Genomic DNA, 13,892 nt, shown 5'->3' with positions numbered 1-13,892 from the left:
CGTGGCGGCTGGTTGGATCGGTTTCTAGAATGGTTTTGTAGCATAACTATCAAAATAAGCACGAATCAATGCGTGCCGGTTGGGGAAGGAGCGGGAAATGGCGAATGCAGGCTTGAGCCTGAAGACCCGGCTGATCGGGTTGATGGCCTTGGTGGTGGTCGTGGTGTGCGGCCTGGGCGTGGTATCGGTGTACAACCAGCGCCAGGTGATGCTGAAAGACCGGCAGGACAAGGTGCGCAACCTGGTGCAGAGCGCCGTGGGCCTGGTTTCCAGTTACGAGAAGATGGTGGAGAGCGGCAAGATCGGCGAGGCCGACGCCAAGCGCATGCTATCCAAGGCCTTGAGCGCCATGCATTACGAAAAGGCGGATTACTTTTTCGCCTATGACGCCGATTGGAATTACGTCGCGCACGGCGCCAAGCCGGAGCTGATCGGCAAGAACCTGGCCGGGGTCAAGGACCCGAACGGCGTCGAGTTGAAGACCCTGTTCCAGAACGCGATCTCGTCGCCCGGCGGCGGCGGCTACGGCGAATACGTGTGGAGCAAGCCCGGCTTCGATCAGCCGCAGCCCAAGATCTCTTACGTCACCACCACGCCGAAATGGCATTGGATCGTCGGCACCGGCATCTACCTCGACGACGTCGCGGCGGCCTTCCGCCACGAGCTGCTGTGGCTGGGCGGGGTGCTGGCGGCGGCGCTGCTAGTGCTGCTGGGCATGGGCGGCATGATATTGCGCAATGTGCTGAGCCAACTGGGCGGCGATCCGCAGGATACGGTGGCGGTGGTCAAGCGCATCGCCGCCGGCCATCTGGACGAGGAGGTGGCGGTGAAGGAGGGGGACGGGGACAGCCTGATGTCCGCGGTGGGCGCGATGCAACGGGAACTGGAGCGGCTGGTGCGCGACATCATCGCCGGCGCCAACCAGCTGTCCCAGGTCAGCAGCAAGGTGACCGGCGAGGCGGAGGCGGTCGGCCGCGGCTCGGAGCAGCAGAGCGCGGCGGCCACCGCGATGGCGGCGTCTATCGAGCAGTTGACGGTCAGCGTCAACCATATTTCCGACCGCTCGCAGGACGCGCGCAACCTGGCCAACGAATCCGGCACGCTGTCCAAGAGCGGCGGCGCGGTGATCGCCGAAGCGGTCAGCGAGATGCGGCGCATCAACGACGCGGTCGATCAGACCTCGGGCATCATCACCAGCCTGGCCGACAAGACCCAGACCATTTCCAGCATCATGCAAGTGATCAAGGACATCGCCGACCAGACCAATCTGCTGGCGCTGAACGCCGCGATCGAGGCGGCGCGGGCCGGCGAGATGGGCCGGGGCTTCGCGGTGGTGGCGGACGAGGTGCGCAAGCTGTCCGAACGCACCGCGCAGGCGACGCAGGAAATCGCCAGCATGATCCAGGACGTGCAGCAGGGCGCGGAGCATTCGCGCCACAGCATGGAAGAGGCGGTGGGCAGGGTGAAGGCGGGGCTGGACCTGGCTGAGCAGGCAGGCTCCGAGATCGCCCGCATCCAGGACAGCGCCAACGGCGTGGTAGCGGTGATCGGCGACATCTCCCACGCGCTGCAGGAGCAGAGCGCGGCCAGCCAGGCCATCGCCCAGCATGTCGAGCAGATCGCCCACAGCGCCACCAGCAACGCTTCTGCGTCGCAGTCCGCGTCGCAGGCCATCCATAATATGCACCAGCTGGCAGCCAACCTGCGGCAACTGGTGTCGCGTTTCTCGGTACGCGGCTAGCTCAGCGCCGGAAATGGAAAAAGGCCCGGCGGTGCGCATCGCCGGGCCTTTTTCTTGTTCAATGCCAGCCAGGGCTAATGCTGGCCTCGCCGGCGCCAGCCCAGCAGCAGGGCCAGCAGCAGCAGGGCGCCGCAGCCTAAGACGACGGGCAGATTGCCGAACCGCATGTACGGCGTCAGTCCCTGCCTGCTTTGGGCGAAGCCGGTCAGCACCTGGGCGGTGAACGGCGCGGCCACCGCGGAAATCTCGCCGTCCGGACGGATGATGGCGGTCATGCCGTTGTTGGTGGCGCGCAGCATGTAGCGGCCGGTTTCCAGCGAGCGCGCCTGCGACAGTTGCAGGTGCTGGCTCATCGCCTCGCTCTTGCCGAACCAGGCCAGATTGCTGACGTTGGCCAGCATGCCGGCGCGCGACGCCGGGCCGATCAGCTCTTCGCCGAAGCTGTCTTCGTAGCAGACGTTGAACGCCACCTTCTGTCCGGCCAGCGTCAGCGGCGGCTGGTCGGCGCCGCCGCGGGTAAAGCCGGACAGCGGCATGTCCATATGCTGGTAGATCCAGCCTATCAGGCCCGGCAGCGGCACGAATTCGCCGAACGGCACCAGGTGGTCCTTGGCGTAATAGGGCATCTTGGGATCGGACAGCGCCACCACCGAATTCAGATAACCGCGGCCGTCGTCGGTGCGGCGCGGGATGCCGCTGGCCAGCGCCATGCCGGCGCGGGACGCCTCGCCGCGCATCATCGACAGATAGCCGGACGGCAGATCGTCGAGGAACAGCGGCAGCGCGGTTTCCGGCAGGATCATCAGGTCGGCGCGGGTCATCGCCACCTGGCGGTAATAGGTGAGCAGCGAGTTTTCCAGGTTCTCCGGCGACCATTTCAGTTCTTGCGCGATATTGCCCTGGGCCAGCGCCACCGTGATCGGCTTGCCCGCCGGCGTGGTCCATTCGATGTCGCGCAGCCAGACGCCGCTGCCCCATGCCAGCGCGGCGGCGATCAGGATGCCGATCCGCTGCCGCATGCCGGCGCGCGCAAGCATGGCCAGGGCGGCGGCGGACAGCGCCACCAGGTAATTGACCAGGTGGATGCCGCCCAGCGGCGCGTAGCCGGCCAGTGGGCTTTCGGTGATCTGCGAATAACCGGCGGCGCCCCAGGGGAAGCCGGTCATCACCCAGCCGCGCAGCCATTCGCCCAGCTCCCAGGCCGCGGGAAAGGCCAGCAGCCAGCGCACGCCGGGCCGCGGATCGATGCGGCAGGCCAGCCAGGACGCCAGGCCGGGATACAGCGCCAGGTAGGCCGGCAGCAGCAGCACCAGCGGCGCGGCGATCCAGGCCGGCAGGCCGGCCACGTCGTGCAGGCTGTCGTAGATCCAGCGGAAATTGCTGACATAGGCGCCCAGGCCCCAGGCATAGCCCAGCCAGAACGCGCGCCGCGGCTCGCGCTGCAGCAGTTCGACCAGCGCGGCCAGGCAGAGCGGCATCAGCCAGAACAGCCGGTAGGGGGCGAAGGCAAACAGGGTGAAGGCGCCAGCCAGCGCGGCGGCCAAGAGCAGGATCAGGATTCGCATGGGGCTTGTTGCAGTTGGGGACGAAGGATCGCAGCCGGCGCCGCCGGCTGCATTCAGCATAGCCTTATTCGGCGATGTCGATGGAGGCCTGGATGCGTTCCACCAGCAAGGTGTCCAGGCGGCGGCTGTCGGCGCGCAGCACGGTGAAGCGCAGGCCGGCGGCCTCTATTTTCTCGCCGCGCTTGGGCAGGTGGCCGGTCAGCGAGATCACCAGGCCGCCGACGGTGTCGACGTCGTCGTCGGCGTAGTCGGTGCCGAAGTAGTGGTTGAAGTCTTCGATTTCGGTCAGCGCCTTGACGCGGTAACGCTCGTTGCCGCGCACCGGCACGATGTCGTCCTCGTCGTCGTCGATGTCGTACTCGTCCTCGATGTCGCCGACGATCTGCTCGATCACGTCTTCGATGGTCACCAGGCCGCAGACGCCGCCGTATTCGTCCACCACCACCGCCATGTGGTTGTGGGTGGCGCGGAAGTCGCGCAGCAGCACGTTCAGCGGCTTGGACTCCGGCACGAACACCGCCGGGCGCAGCACGTTCTTCAGATTGAAGGTGGAGGGCGCATGGAAGTAACGCAGCAACTCCTTGGCCAGCAGGATGCCTTGCACGTCATCCTTGCTCTCGCCTATCACCGGGAAGCGCGAGTGGCCGGAGTCGATCACGGTCGGCAGGAAGCGGGCGATGGGGTCGTCGATGTTCAGCACGTGCATCTGGCTGCGCGGGATCATCACGTCGCGCACGGTCAGCTCGCTGACCTCCAGCACGCCTTCGATCATGCCGAGGGCCTCGGCGTCGAGCAGGTTGCGCTCGAAGGCGTTGTGCAACAGCTCGATCAACTCCTCGCGGTCTTCCGGCTCGCGCAAGAGCATGGTGGACAGGCGTTCAAGCCAACTGGGTCGCGGTTTACTGGGGTCTTCCATTTCTTAGATGTGCTCCTCGTGGTAGGGATCGGGATATCCTAGCTGTTTAACGATTACGGTTTCAAGCACTTCCATCGCTTCGGCCTCTGCGTCCTCTTCATGATCGAAGCCCTGCAGGTGCAGCATGCCGTGGACCAGCAGGTGGGCGTAGTGGGCCATCAGCGCCTTGTTCTGCTCGGCGGCTTCCTGCTCCACCACCGGCGCGCACAGCACCAGGTCGCCGAACAGCGGCAGGCCTTCCACCGGTTCGCCCTCGTTCAGCGCGAAGGACAAAACGTTGGTCGCATAATCCTTGCCGCGATAGTCGTTGTTGAGCTGACGGCCTTCAGCGGCGTCGACGATGACGATGCTGATCTGGGCCTGTTTGACGTCGCGCCGCAGCGCGGCCTGGCAGGCGCGGCGGATCAGCGCGGGGGGCGGCAGGGCGGCGGCGTCGCTGCGCACGTCCAGGGTCAATTCCAGCCGTCCGGCCAGGCGGGCGAGCAGCGGGTTACGCTTGGCTTTTTTCATCTTGCTTGCTTTGGTATTGGTCGTAGGCGTCGACGATCTTCTGCACCAGCGGATGGCGCACCACGTCGTTGCTGTTGAAATGGTGGAAATGGATGCCGCGCACGTGGCCCAGGATGCGCTCCACCTCGACCAGGCCGCTCTTCTGGTGGCGGGCCAGGTCGATCTGGGTGACGTCGCCGGTGATCACCGCGCGCGAGCCGAAGCCGATCCGGGTCAGGAACATCTTCATCTGCTCGGGCGTGGTGTTCTGCGCCTCGTCCAGGATGATGAAGGCGTGGTTCAGCGTGCGGCCGCGCATATAGGCCAGCGGCGCGATCTCGATCAGGTTCTTCTCGAACAGCCGGGTGACGCGGTCGAAGCCCATCAGGTCGTACAGCGCGTCGTACAGCGGGCGTAAGTAAGGGTCCACCTTCTGCGCCAGGTCGCCGGGCAGGAAGCCCAGCTTTTCGCCGGCCTCCACCGCCGGGCGCACCAGCACGATGCGCTTGACCGCGTCGCGCTCCATCGCGTCCACCGCGCAGGCGACGGCGAGATAGGTCTTGCCGGTGCCGGCCGGGCCGATGCCGAAGGTGACGTCGTGCTGCTGGATGGCCTTGATGTAGCGCGCCTGGTTCGGCGTGCGGCCTTTCAGGTCGCCGCGGCGGGTGGCCAGCACCGGCGACGCTTCCTGTTCGCCGCTGGCCTGTTGCTGGCGCAGCTCCACCAGCGACAGCTGCACGTCGTCGATCGAGATGTCCTGCTCGGCGGCCTGCAGGTAGAGGCGGGTCAGCGCCTCCACCGCCAGCTTGGCGGCCGGGCCCTGCACGCGGAAGGCTTCGCCGCGGCGCTGGATGGCGACGTCGAGGCCGGTTTCCACCTGTTTGAGGTTTTCGTCCAGCGGGCCGCACAGGCGGGCCAGCCGCTCGTTGTCGACCGGGTTGAAACTGAGGGATTCGCTAGTGCTCATGCGTTCTGCAGTTGTAGGCTTAACTTTTGAAAAACGGCGGCGTGGCGGCCGTGGGAGACCTGGCAGGCCGCCATGCCCAGCCGGCGCGCCGGTTCGATGTCGCGCGCCGGGTCGTCGCCCACCATCAGGCAATGTTCGGGCGCGAGGTTTTCCAGCGCCAGCGCGTGGAGGAAGATGCGGGAATCCGGTTTGGCGGCGCCGGCGTCCTCCACGGTCACGACGTGGCGGAAGTGATGGGCGATGCCCAGGTGCGCGAGCTTGGCCCGCTGCTGTTCCGCGCCGCCGTTGCTGACCACGATGCGCACCAAGTGGCGGGTGGCGTCGAGAAAGGCCGCCGCGCCGGGAGTAAGCCGGCGGTGGCGGCGGTAGGCGTCCATATAGGGCTGGAACAGCCGCGCGGCCTCGTCTTCGCTGATATGCGGCAGGCCGAGGAAGTCGCGCAGCCGCTCGTGGCGCTGCTGCGCCATCGTCAGCTCGCCTTGCTCGAAACGACGCCAGTGGCGGTCGACGCAGGCGCGCCAGCGCGGAAACAACTCGGCTTCGGCTTCGGAAAAGCGCGAGGCGTGCGGGCCGATGAAGGCGGAAAACGCTTGGCGTGTTGCATGGCTGTCGTCGAACAGCGTGTCGTCCAAGTCCAGCAGCAGGGCTGTGATGCCGCTTGCGCTCATGCGTCCTTCAAGCTTTCCAGCCCGGCGGCGGCCATGCTCGGCGCGAACTCGATGATGTCGTAGCGGGCGACGCCGCCCTTGGCGAACGGGTCCTCGGCGAGCCGGGCCTCCAGCGCGGCGCGTTCGCCGCGCGCCAGGATGACGCCGCCCTCGCGCGGCACCTTGCGGCCGGACGCCAGGAAGGCGCCGTCGGCGTAGGCCTGCTTCAGCCACGCAACATGGGCGTCGAGCAGCGCGTCCACATCGGACAGCGGGGCGGTATAAGTCAGCGAGACGATGAACATCGGCGATTCTCCGTGTGGCGACGGAACACAGCATACGCCGGCCGGGGCCGGGGCGATAGCGCGTCCGCCGCCGTCACGCTCAGGCGCTTTCGCTGGTCAGCGCCTCGCCAGCCAGCGAATGCGGGAAGGCGGCGGTGATCTTCACCTCTATCATCCGGCCCAAGAGGCGCGGATGGCCGGCGAAGTTGACCACGCGGTTGTTGGCGGTGCGGGCGGCCAGCATGGTGGCGTCTTTCTTCGACACGTTTTCCACCAGCACGCGCTGCACGGTGCCGACCATGGACTGGTTGATCGCATAGCCCTTGGCCTCGATCACCTCGTTCAGCGCTTCCAGCCGGCGCACTTTTTCCGCGTGCGGGGTGTCGTCCGGCAGATTGGCCGCCGGCGTGCCCGGGCGCGGGCTGTAGATGAACACGAAGCTGAAGTCGAACTCGCAGTCGCGCACCAGCTTCAGCGTCTGCTCGAAGTCGGCCTCGGTCTCGCCCGGGAAGCCGATGATGAAGTCGGACGACAGGCACAGGTCGGGGCGGATCGCGCGCAGCTTGCGGATGATGGACTTGTACTCCAGGCCGGTGTAGCCGCGCTTCATCGCCATCAGCACGCGGTCGGAGCCGCTCTGCACCGGCAGGTGCAGGTGGGAGACCAGCTTGGGCAGCTTGGCGTAGCAGTCGATGATGCGCTGGGAGAATTCGCGCGGGTGGCTGGTGGTGAAGCGGATGCGCTCCACGCCAGGCACTTCGTGCACGTATTCCAAGAGCAGCGCGAAGTCGGCGATCTCGCCGTCGCTCATCAGGCCGCGGTAGGCGTTGACGTTCTGGCCGAGCAGCGTGATTTCCTTGACGCCCTGGGCGGCCAGGCCGGCGATCTCCGTCAGCACGTCCTCGAACGGACGCGACACTTCCTCGCCGCGGGTATAGGGCACCACGCAGAACGAGCAGTACTTGGAACAGCCTTCCATGATCGAGACGAAGGCCGCGCCGCCATCCACCTTGGCCGGCGGGATGTGGTCGAACTTTTCGATCTCCGGGAAGGAGATGTCCACTTGCGAGCGGCCGCTCTGTTTGCGGCTCTCGATCAGGTCGGGCAGCCGGTGCAGGGTCTGCGGGCCGAACACCACGTCGACGAAGGGCGCGCGCTTGACGATGGCGTCGCCTTCCTGGCTGGCCACGCAGCCGCCGACGCCGATGATCAGGTCGGGATTGGCTTCCTTCAGCGGGCGGATGCGGCCGAGGTCGGAGAACACTTTCTCCTGGGCCTTCTCCCGCACGCTACAGGTGTTGAACAGGATGACGTCGGCTTCTTCCGGGTTGTCCGTCTTGACCATGCCTTCGGCGCTGCCCAGCACGTCCGCCATCTTGTCGGAATCGTACTCGTTCATCTGGCAGCCGAAGGTCTTGATGTATACCTTCTTCATTGCTACTCGGTTTTCCAGCTGGTATTCGGTTTCAGGGTTGGATCTGGGCCTGGCGCTGTTTCTGCGCCTCGATCTCGTCGTCGCCCAGCACCCAGATGCGGTTGATGCTGCCTTGCTGATCGAAGGCCACGCCTATGGTGCGGCCTTTCAGCCCGTTCAATTGCCCGCTCAGCAGGAAGCGGTTGTGCTCGTCGAAGACGCGCAGGCCGGGAGAGAGCGCGAAACGCTGCGGCTCGGCGGCGATCAGCGCGGACAGCCGCTGCAGCAGCGTGCGGTCTGAGCGGACGAACTCGATGCTCGAGCCGTCGGCGTCGGCCAGCCTGCCCATCACCAGGCCGCCGGGCAGCAAGCGGCCGGCCGCGGAGGGCAGGGCTAGGCAGAGCAGGCACAGCGTGGCGAAGGATTTTTTCATAGCAAATTGAACGCGTTGCGCGCGATTCTATCATAGCCCGCGGCCGAGCCGGAAAATGTTCGGCGCCCCGCCGCGCTCAGGCCGCGGCCTGAGCGCGGCGGCTGAAGCGCTCGGCCAGCGCGAACATCATCGGATTGAACAGGATGGACACGATGGAGCCGGCCAGGATCAGCGCCTGGCCGCGCGCGCTGAGCAAGCCCAGCGACATGCCCAGCCCGGCCAGGATGAACGAGAATTCGCCGATTTGCGACAGGCTGGCGGCGATGCGCAGGCTGGTGTGGTGGCCGCGGCGGAACAGGCGCACGATGCCGTAGGCAGCCGCCGATTTGCCGACCACGATGATCAGCACGGTGGTCAGCAGCACCGCGGTGTCCTTCAGCAACACTTCCGGGTCCAGCAGCATGCCCACCGATACGAAGAACAGCACCGCGAACGCCTCGCGCAGCGGCAGCGACTCTTCGGCCGCGCGGTGGCTGAACGGCGATTCCGCCATCACCATGCCGGCGAAGAAGGCGCCCAGCGCGAACGAGATCTGGAACAGCTGAGTGGCGCCGTAGGCCACGCCCAGCGCGGTGGCCAGCACCCCCAGCCGGAACAGCTCGCGGCTGCCGGTGTGGACGATAAGCTCCAGCATCCACGGGATGAAGCGGCGGCCGACGATCAGCATCAGCGCGACGAAGGCCGCGACCTTGGCCACGGTCAGCGCCAGCGTCCAGCCCAGCTGGGCCAGCGACGGCGCGGCTTGTCCGCCGCCCAGCGCGCCGGCGAAGGCCGGCAGCAGCACCAGGGTGAGCACCATCACCAGATCTTCCACCACCAGCCAGCCGACCGCCACCTTGCCGTCCTCGCTGTCCAGCCAGCCGTACTCCTCCAGCGCGCGCAGCAACACCACGGTGCTGGCCACCGACAACGCCAGGCCGAACACCACGCCTTCGCCCAGCGGCCAGCCAAGGAAGTGGGACAGGCCGATGCCCAGCAGCGTCGCCACCGTGATCTGCACCAGCGCGCCGGGCACGGCGATGGCCTTCACCGCCATCAGATCCTTGATCGAGAAATGCTGGCCGACGCCGAACATCAGCAGGATCACCCCCAGTTCCGCCAGCTCCGGCGCCAACGCCGTGTCGGCTTGGAATCCCGGCGTGAACGGGCCGACCAGGATGCCGGCGCAGAGATAGCCCACCAGCGGCGGCAGCCTGAGACGCAGCGCCAGCGCGCCGAGCGCGAAGGCGAAGACCAGGCCGCCGACGATGGTGGTGATCAAGGGGGTGTCGTGGGGCATGGGCGGAATTCCGGTTCGATGGCTGAATGGTATAAAGACGGAATATCGGGAATCGAGTTCCGATAAATTTGATTTTTCTATTCAACCTTCATTTTGGCGCGAACCCACCCCGCGAGCGGTTCGGCTTGGCATGAAGGCCCGCGGCGGCAGGGCAATGCGCGTCGCCGTCGAATAGGGCGGATCAGAAACGTTCGAACGGCTGCAGGTAGCGCCATTGTCCCGGCTGCAGGCCGGCCAAGGCCAGGCGGCCGATGCGGATGCAGCGCGCGCTTTGCAGGCTGACGCCGAGCTGGCGGCTGATTTCGGCGAAGAAGCCGGCGCGCGGCGCGTAAACCGCGCAGCGCAGCTGATGGTCGCTCTGGCGGCTGATCTTGCACTGGCGCAAGGGCTTGCCGTCCAGGCGGATGGCGGCGACGCGAGCTTTCAGCGCGTCCGCCGCCGGGGCCTGCTCCACTTGCAGCAGGAATTCCATCTCGCACTCGGCCAGATGGCGCGGCAGTTTTTTATCCTGGGTCAGGACCAGCAGGCCGTGGCAACGCTCATCCACGGCCCCGACGGCGGTCAGGTGCTGGCGGTGGCGCGCCAGCCAGACCTGTTCCGCGCCGTCCTGCGGCGCGCGGCTGTCCGGCCCCAGCAGCTGCGCCGGCGGAGCCTCCTCGCCGGCAGGGCGGTTCAGCAGCATCGTCACCGGCAGCGTCGCCATGGCCTGCGGTTTGCCGGCCAGGGTGATTTGCTGCTCCGGCCGAACGCGCGCGCCCAGGGTATTCACCACTTTGCCGTCCACCTTCACCAGGCCTTGCTCGATGCAGGCATCCGCCTCGCGCCGCGAGCACAGCCCCAGCTCCACCATGCGCTTGGAAAGGCGCACGCTCGTCTCGTCCATTGTCGATATCCTCATCAAACGGACGGCGATTATCCGTTGCCGGCCGGGGGGCTGGCAACGGGCCGGGGCTCAGGCGGAACGGGAGGGCAGCAGGGCGCGCCAGCCGGGGCCGGAGGATTTGTTGCCGAGCACGATGCCGGCGATGGCCAGCGCGCCGCCGAGCGCCATCTCCAGCGACAGGCGCTCGCCCAGCAAGCCCGCGCCCAGCAGCACCGCGCTCAGCGGATTGAGGGCGATGAACACGCCGGCGCGGGTGGCGCCGATGCGGCGGATGCCGTCGTAGTACCAGATATAGGCCAGCGCGGAACCCAGCGCGCCGAGGTAGAGCAGCCCGCCCCACTGCGCGGCATCCAGTTTGGCGATGGACGCGAGGCTGGCGCCGCCGTGCCCCCAGGCGGCCAGCCACAGCATCGCGGTGCCCAGCAGGATGGACCAGGTGACGGTCTGCAGCGGCCCCAACGCTTGCGACAAGCCGCGCGAGCCGACGCTGTATGCCACCCAGCAGGCGACGCAGCCGAGTATCAGCAGGTCGCCGCTGGCGCTCGCCGCGCCGGCCAGCGCGTCGGGATTCTTGCTGATGATGACCAGTCCGGCCCCGGCCAGGCACAGCGCGATGCCGGCCAGCTTGAAGGGGGGCAGCGCTTCCTTCAGCAGCAGGAAGGAGGCCAGCGCGATCATCGCGGGATTGAGGGCGACGATCAGCGAGGCGCGGGCGGCGCCGATGTGCTGCAGGCCGTAGAAGAAGCACAGGTTGTAGCCGAACACGCCGAACAGGGCCAGCAGGGCCAGCCTGAGCATCTGTCCGGGCGCCGGGCGGACCAGCGGCGTGCGCGTCAGCGCCAGGCAGCCGAGCAGCGTCGCGCTGGCGACGGAAAAGCGCAGGCAGGCCGCGAGCAGCGGCGGCAGCCCGCCGGCCAGCAGGCGTCCGGCGATGAAGGTGCCGCCCCAGATCACTGCAACCAGCACCAGTTGCAAATACAGCCGGGGAGAGGCGTCGCGTTCAGGCCGCTGCATGGACTGCCTCATGCTTGGCCAGCCGCCGCTCGCAGGCCTGCAGGGTCAGCGGCAGCAGCTCGCGCTGCGCCCGGCTGCCGCCCAGCACGCTCCAGTGAGGCTGCGCCGCCTGCAGGGCGCCGAGGCTGTCCGCGTAGCGGCCTTCGGCGAAGTGATGGATGCCTTTCAGCACGGTGACGCCGGTCTGATGCGTTTGCGGGTCCAGGCCGAAGCCGTCGCTTTCCGCGATCAGCTTTTCGATCAGCACCGGCTGGCCGCTGGCGGCGAAGGCCAGCGCGGCGTGCAGGCGGTGGAAATGGGACATCGAGGCGCCTATGCTGCCGCTCCACAGGAAGGCCAGTTGCTGCCAGACGTCGTCGAAACGGTTGTCGCCGGGATGGTTGAGGCGGTAGCGCCACAGGAAGGCGACCGCGTCCAGATCCTGCTTGGCGAAGCGGCTGTCCTTCAGCGCGTACATGTCGTGGAAGGTTCGCACCGACTGCTCGGTCTGCTGGCTTTTCTCGTAACCGATCGCCAGGTGCCAGTAGACATGCATGCGCATGCCGGCATTGTCTATCCACTGCGCCTTGCATTGCTCGAGGAAGAGGCACAGCTCCTTCCAGCATTCCTGCTCGTGCAGCGCATGCGCGACCGCGTGGATGCCGTAGATGTTGTCGGCGCGATGGCGCAACGACTCCAGGCCCAGTTTCAGCGCCTGGGCCGGGTGGCCGGCTTCGACGGTGACGAAGGCCTTGATCGATAGGTAATAGGAGTAAAGGGGGTGATCTTCGCCGATATGGCGGTCGCAGCGTTCCAGGTCCGGCATCAGTTCCGGCGTGTGGCCGGTGCAGAAGTCGAACATGTGGGTGAAGAACAGCGCCACGATGTCGCTGGGGTAGATGTCCAGATGCTGGCGGAACAGCAGGCGCGCTCGGGGATAGTCGAAGCTGACCCAGGCGCGGAAGGCGGCCACCAGCAGGCGCAGCTCGGGGCAGTCGGCCTCCTCCGGTGCCAGTTGCTGCAGGCAGAGCGTGAATTTGTACAGGTCTTTCAGTTCGCAGGAGGTGATGGCGTCGAAACCGACCAGCAGGCGGCGATATGTCGCCCGGATGGGCGTATCCGCTTGCAGGTGTTCCGGTATGCCGCGCAGCGACAGGAAGTGGCTGTTGATTTCGGGCCAGATCAGGGAGGCGCCGTCGGTGGCGGCATAATCGGATTGAGTCATGGTATCGGATTCCATGGCGGGCTGAACAAGGTTAGTTTAAGTGGGCATATTCTTATGCCAAATGCGAGTCATGGTAAAATGAGCGATTGCTCATGATGGGGCGAGGCGATGACGCTGACCCAACTGGAAATTTTCGCCCTGGTTGCGGAGATGCAGGGCTTTACCGCCGCCGCCGCGCGGCTGGGGATTTCGCAGTCCGGCGTGTCTCACGCGGTGCGCGAGCTCGAGCGCGAGCTGGGCGTGGAATTGCTGCAACGGCGGCAGGGCCGGGTGGAGCTGACCGACATCGGGCGGCAACTGCTGCCGCGCGCCAGCGGCATGCTGGGCTTGGCCGAGGCGATGCGGCAGGAGGCGGCCGACGCGCGCGGCCTGCGCCGGGGCACCTTGCGCATCGGCTCGTTCGGGCCGACTTCGTCGATGCGGCTGTTGCCGGCCTTGTTGGCCCGCTATCGGCAGCAGTATCCGGGCATCGAGGTGCATATCGACGAGGGGCCGGACGAGCAGGTGCTGCAATGGCTGCTGGAGCGGCGGGTCGACATCGCTTTCGCCGTGTTGCCGGATCCCCGCTTCGTCTGCTGCCCGCTGGTCGAGGACCAGATGGTGGCGGTGTTGCCGGCGGGCCATCGCCTGGCGGATCGGCCGCGGGTGACCCTGGCCGAGCTGTGCGGCGAACCGTTCGCCCTCAGCGGCGCCGGCTCGGCCGAACTGGTCATGCGCCTGTTCCAGGCGGCCCGGCTGCAGCCGAACATACGCTATCGCTGCGGGCAGCTGCTCAGCACGCTGGATACGGTCGCGCGCGGGGACGCCGTCGCCATCGTCGCCGAACTGTCGCTGCCGTCGCGGCCGCATGCGGAGGGCTATGTCGGCAAGCCTTTGCAGCCGGCGGTGCGCCGGCAAGTGGGTTTGGCCTTGCTGGACGGGGATCAAGCGAGCCCGGCGGCGCGCGCCTTTCTGCAGATCGCGGACAGGCTGCGCATCGAGGGCGGGCTGGCGGGCCTGAACGCGCGGGAAAACGGGGCGGCCTGATCGATCGGCCAGGTTTTTTATGCCTTGATC

The 13,892-nt window shown here is 66.9% G+C and carries 14 protein-coding genes; 2 read left to right on the top strand and 12 right to left on the bottom strand.

Annotated elements, in window-relative coordinates:
• Nucleotides 1-97: 97 nt before the first annotated feature.
• On the top strand, nucleotides 98-1,741 hold the full coding sequence (locus tag CV_RS20580) for a methyl-accepting chemotaxis protein (RefSeq protein ID WP_011137702.1): 1,644 nt from the start codon (nucleotides 98-100) through the stop codon (nucleotides 1,739-1,741).
• A gap of 74 nt (nucleotides 1,742-1,815) precedes the next feature.
• On the opposite strand, the gene lnt is transcribed toward CV_RS20580, so the two are convergent.
• The 12 genes from lnt to CV_RS20520 all read right to left on the bottom strand — a co-directional run bounded on the left by lnt (nucleotide 1,816) and on the right by CV_RS20520 (nucleotide 12,836).
• Nucleotides 1,816-3,306, bottom strand: a complete 1,491-nt coding sequence (gene lnt, locus CV_RS20575) for an apolipoprotein N-acyltransferase (protein WP_052278887.1) — start codon at nucleotides 3,304-3,306, stop codon at nucleotides 1,816-1,818.
• A 64-nt stretch (nucleotides 3,307-3,370) separates the two neighbouring features.
• The gene (locus CV_RS20570) at nucleotides 3,371-4,222 is read right to left on the bottom strand and encodes an HlyC/CorC family transporter (protein WP_011137700.1); all 852 of its coding nucleotides are present in this window, start codon (nucleotides 4,220-4,222) and stop codon (nucleotides 3,371-3,373) included.
• A gap of 3 nt (nucleotides 4,223-4,225) precedes the next feature.
• Nucleotides 4,226-4,732 (bottom strand): rRNA maturation RNase YbeY, encoded by a 507-nt coding sequence (gene ybeY / locus CV_RS20565; protein WP_011137699.1) that lies wholly within the window; start codon nucleotides 4,730-4,732, stop codon nucleotides 4,226-4,228.
• Nucleotides 4,713-5,678 carry a PhoH family protein gene (locus CV_RS20560; protein ID WP_043596853.1) on the bottom strand — a complete coding sequence of 322 codons (966 nt, stop codon included), beginning with the start codon at nucleotides 5,676-5,678 and terminating at the stop codon, nucleotides 4,713-4,715. Before CV_RS20560 ends, ybeY begins: the two co-directional genes overlap by 20 nt.
• Nucleotides 5,675-6,346: an HAD family hydrolase gene (locus CV_RS22440; protein ID WP_052278886.1), complete on the bottom strand. Its 672-nt coding sequence runs from the start codon at nucleotides 6,344-6,346 to the stop codon at nucleotides 5,675-5,677. Before CV_RS22440 ends, CV_RS20560 begins: the two co-directional genes overlap by 4 nt.
• Complete coding sequence (locus CV_RS20550; RefSeq protein ID WP_011137697.1) at nucleotides 6,343-6,630, bottom strand: YciI family protein; 288 nt, start codon at nucleotides 6,628-6,630, stop codon at nucleotides 6,343-6,345. Before CV_RS20550 ends, CV_RS22440 begins: the two co-directional genes overlap by 4 nt.
• A 79-nt stretch (nucleotides 6,631-6,709) precedes the next feature.
• Complete coding sequence (gene miaB / locus CV_RS20545; RefSeq protein ID WP_011137696.1) at nucleotides 6,710-8,044, bottom strand: tRNA (N6-isopentenyl adenosine(37)-C2)-methylthiotransferase MiaB; 1,335 nt, start codon at nucleotides 8,042-8,044, stop codon at nucleotides 6,710-6,712.
• Nucleotides 8,045-8,075: 31 nt separating this feature from the next.
• Nucleotides 8,076-8,456: a hypothetical protein gene (locus CV_RS20540; protein WP_011137695.1), complete on the bottom strand. Its 381-nt coding sequence runs from the start codon at nucleotides 8,454-8,456 to the stop codon at nucleotides 8,076-8,078.
• Between the two features lie 76 nt (nucleotides 8,457-8,532).
• Nucleotides 8,533-9,735, bottom strand: a complete 1,203-nt coding sequence (locus CV_RS20535) for a cation:proton antiporter (RefSeq protein ID WP_052278885.1) — start codon at nucleotides 9,733-9,735, stop codon at nucleotides 8,533-8,535.
• Nucleotides 9,736-9,916: 181 nt separating this feature from the next.
• Nucleotides 9,917-10,618, bottom strand: coding sequence for a S4 domain-containing protein (locus CV_RS20530; RefSeq protein WP_011137693.1), 702 nt, complete (start codon nucleotides 10,616-10,618; stop codon nucleotides 9,917-9,919).
• Nucleotides 10,619-10,687: 69 nt separating this feature from the next.
• Nucleotides 10,688-11,632 (bottom strand): DMT family transporter, encoded by a 945-nt coding sequence (locus tag CV_RS20525; RefSeq protein ID WP_011137692.1) that lies wholly within the window; start codon nucleotides 11,630-11,632, stop codon nucleotides 10,688-10,690.
• A complete protein-coding gene (locus CV_RS20520) occupies nucleotides 11,619-12,836 on the bottom strand; it encodes a tetratricopeptide repeat protein (protein WP_198403981.1) in 1,218 nt (405 codons plus the stop codon). The genes CV_RS20525 and CV_RS20520 overlap by 14 nt, the downstream gene beginning before the upstream one ends.
• Before the next feature lie 108 nt (nucleotides 12,837-12,944).
• Between CV_RS20520 and CV_RS20515 the strand changes: the two genes are divergently transcribed.
• Nucleotides 12,945-13,862, top strand: coding sequence for a LysR family transcriptional regulator (locus CV_RS20515; RefSeq protein WP_011137690.1), 918 nt, complete (start codon nucleotides 12,945-12,947; stop codon nucleotides 13,860-13,862).
• Nucleotides 13,863-13,892: the final 30 nt, after the last annotated feature.

It is taken from the genome of Chromobacterium violaceum ATCC 12472 (assembly GCF_000007705.1).
GTDB classification, from domain to species: domain Bacteria; phylum Pseudomonadota; class Gammaproteobacteria; order Burkholderiales; family Chromobacteriaceae; genus Chromobacterium; species Chromobacterium violaceum.
The sequence above is the reverse complement of the archived record's forward strand: the minus strand, read 5'-3'. Positions and strand labels throughout refer to the sequence as shown.

Coding starts and splice junctions, on each gene's coding strand:
- CV_RS20580 (WP_011137702.1), top strand. CDS start 98: ATGGCGAATGCAGGCTTGAGCCTGAAGACCCGGCTGATCGGGTTGATG.
- lnt (WP_052278887.1), bottom strand. CDS start 3,306: ATGCGAATCCTGATCCTGCTCTTGGCCGCCGCGCTGGCTGGCGCCTTC.
- CV_RS20570 (WP_011137700.1), bottom strand. CDS start 4,222: ATGGAAGACCCCAGTAAACCGCGACCCAGTTGGCTTGAACGCCTGTCC.
- ybeY (WP_011137699.1), bottom strand. CDS start 4,732: ATGAAAAAAGCCAAGCGTAACCCGCTGCTCGCCCGCCTGGCCGGACGG.
- CV_RS20560 (WP_043596853.1), bottom strand. CDS start 5,678: ATGAGCACTAGCGAATCCCTCAGTTTCAACCCGGTCGACAACGAGCGG.
- CV_RS22440 (WP_052278886.1), bottom strand. CDS start 6,346: ATGAGCGCAAGCGGCATCACAGCCCTGCTGCTGGACTTGGACGACACG.
- CV_RS20550 (WP_011137697.1), bottom strand. CDS start 6,630: ATGTTCATCGTCTCGCTGACTTATACCGCCCCGCTGTCCGATGTGGAC.
- miaB (WP_011137696.1), bottom strand. CDS start 8,044: ATGAAGAAGGTATACATCAAGACCTTCGGCTGCCAGATGAACGAGTAC.
- CV_RS20540 (WP_011137695.1), bottom strand. CDS start 8,456: ATGAAAAAATCCTTCGCCACGCTGTGCCTGCTCTGCCTAGCCCTGCCC.
- CV_RS20535 (WP_052278885.1), bottom strand. CDS start 9,735: ATGCCCCACGACACCCCCTTGATCACCACCATCGTCGGCGGCCTGGTC.
- CV_RS20530 (WP_011137693.1), bottom strand. CDS start 10,618: ATGGACGAGACGAGCGTGCGCCTTTCCAAGCGCATGGTGGAGCTGGGG.
- CV_RS20525 (WP_011137692.1), bottom strand. CDS start 11,632: ATGCAGCGGCCTGAACGCGACGCCTCTCCCCGGCTGTATTTGCAACTG.
- CV_RS20520 (WP_198403981.1), bottom strand. CDS start 12,836: ATGACTCAATCCGATTATGCCGCCACCGACGGCGCCTCCCTGATCTGG.
- CV_RS20515 (WP_011137690.1), top strand. CDS start 12,945: ATGACGCTGACCCAACTGGAAATTTTCGCCCTGGTTGCGGAGATGCAG.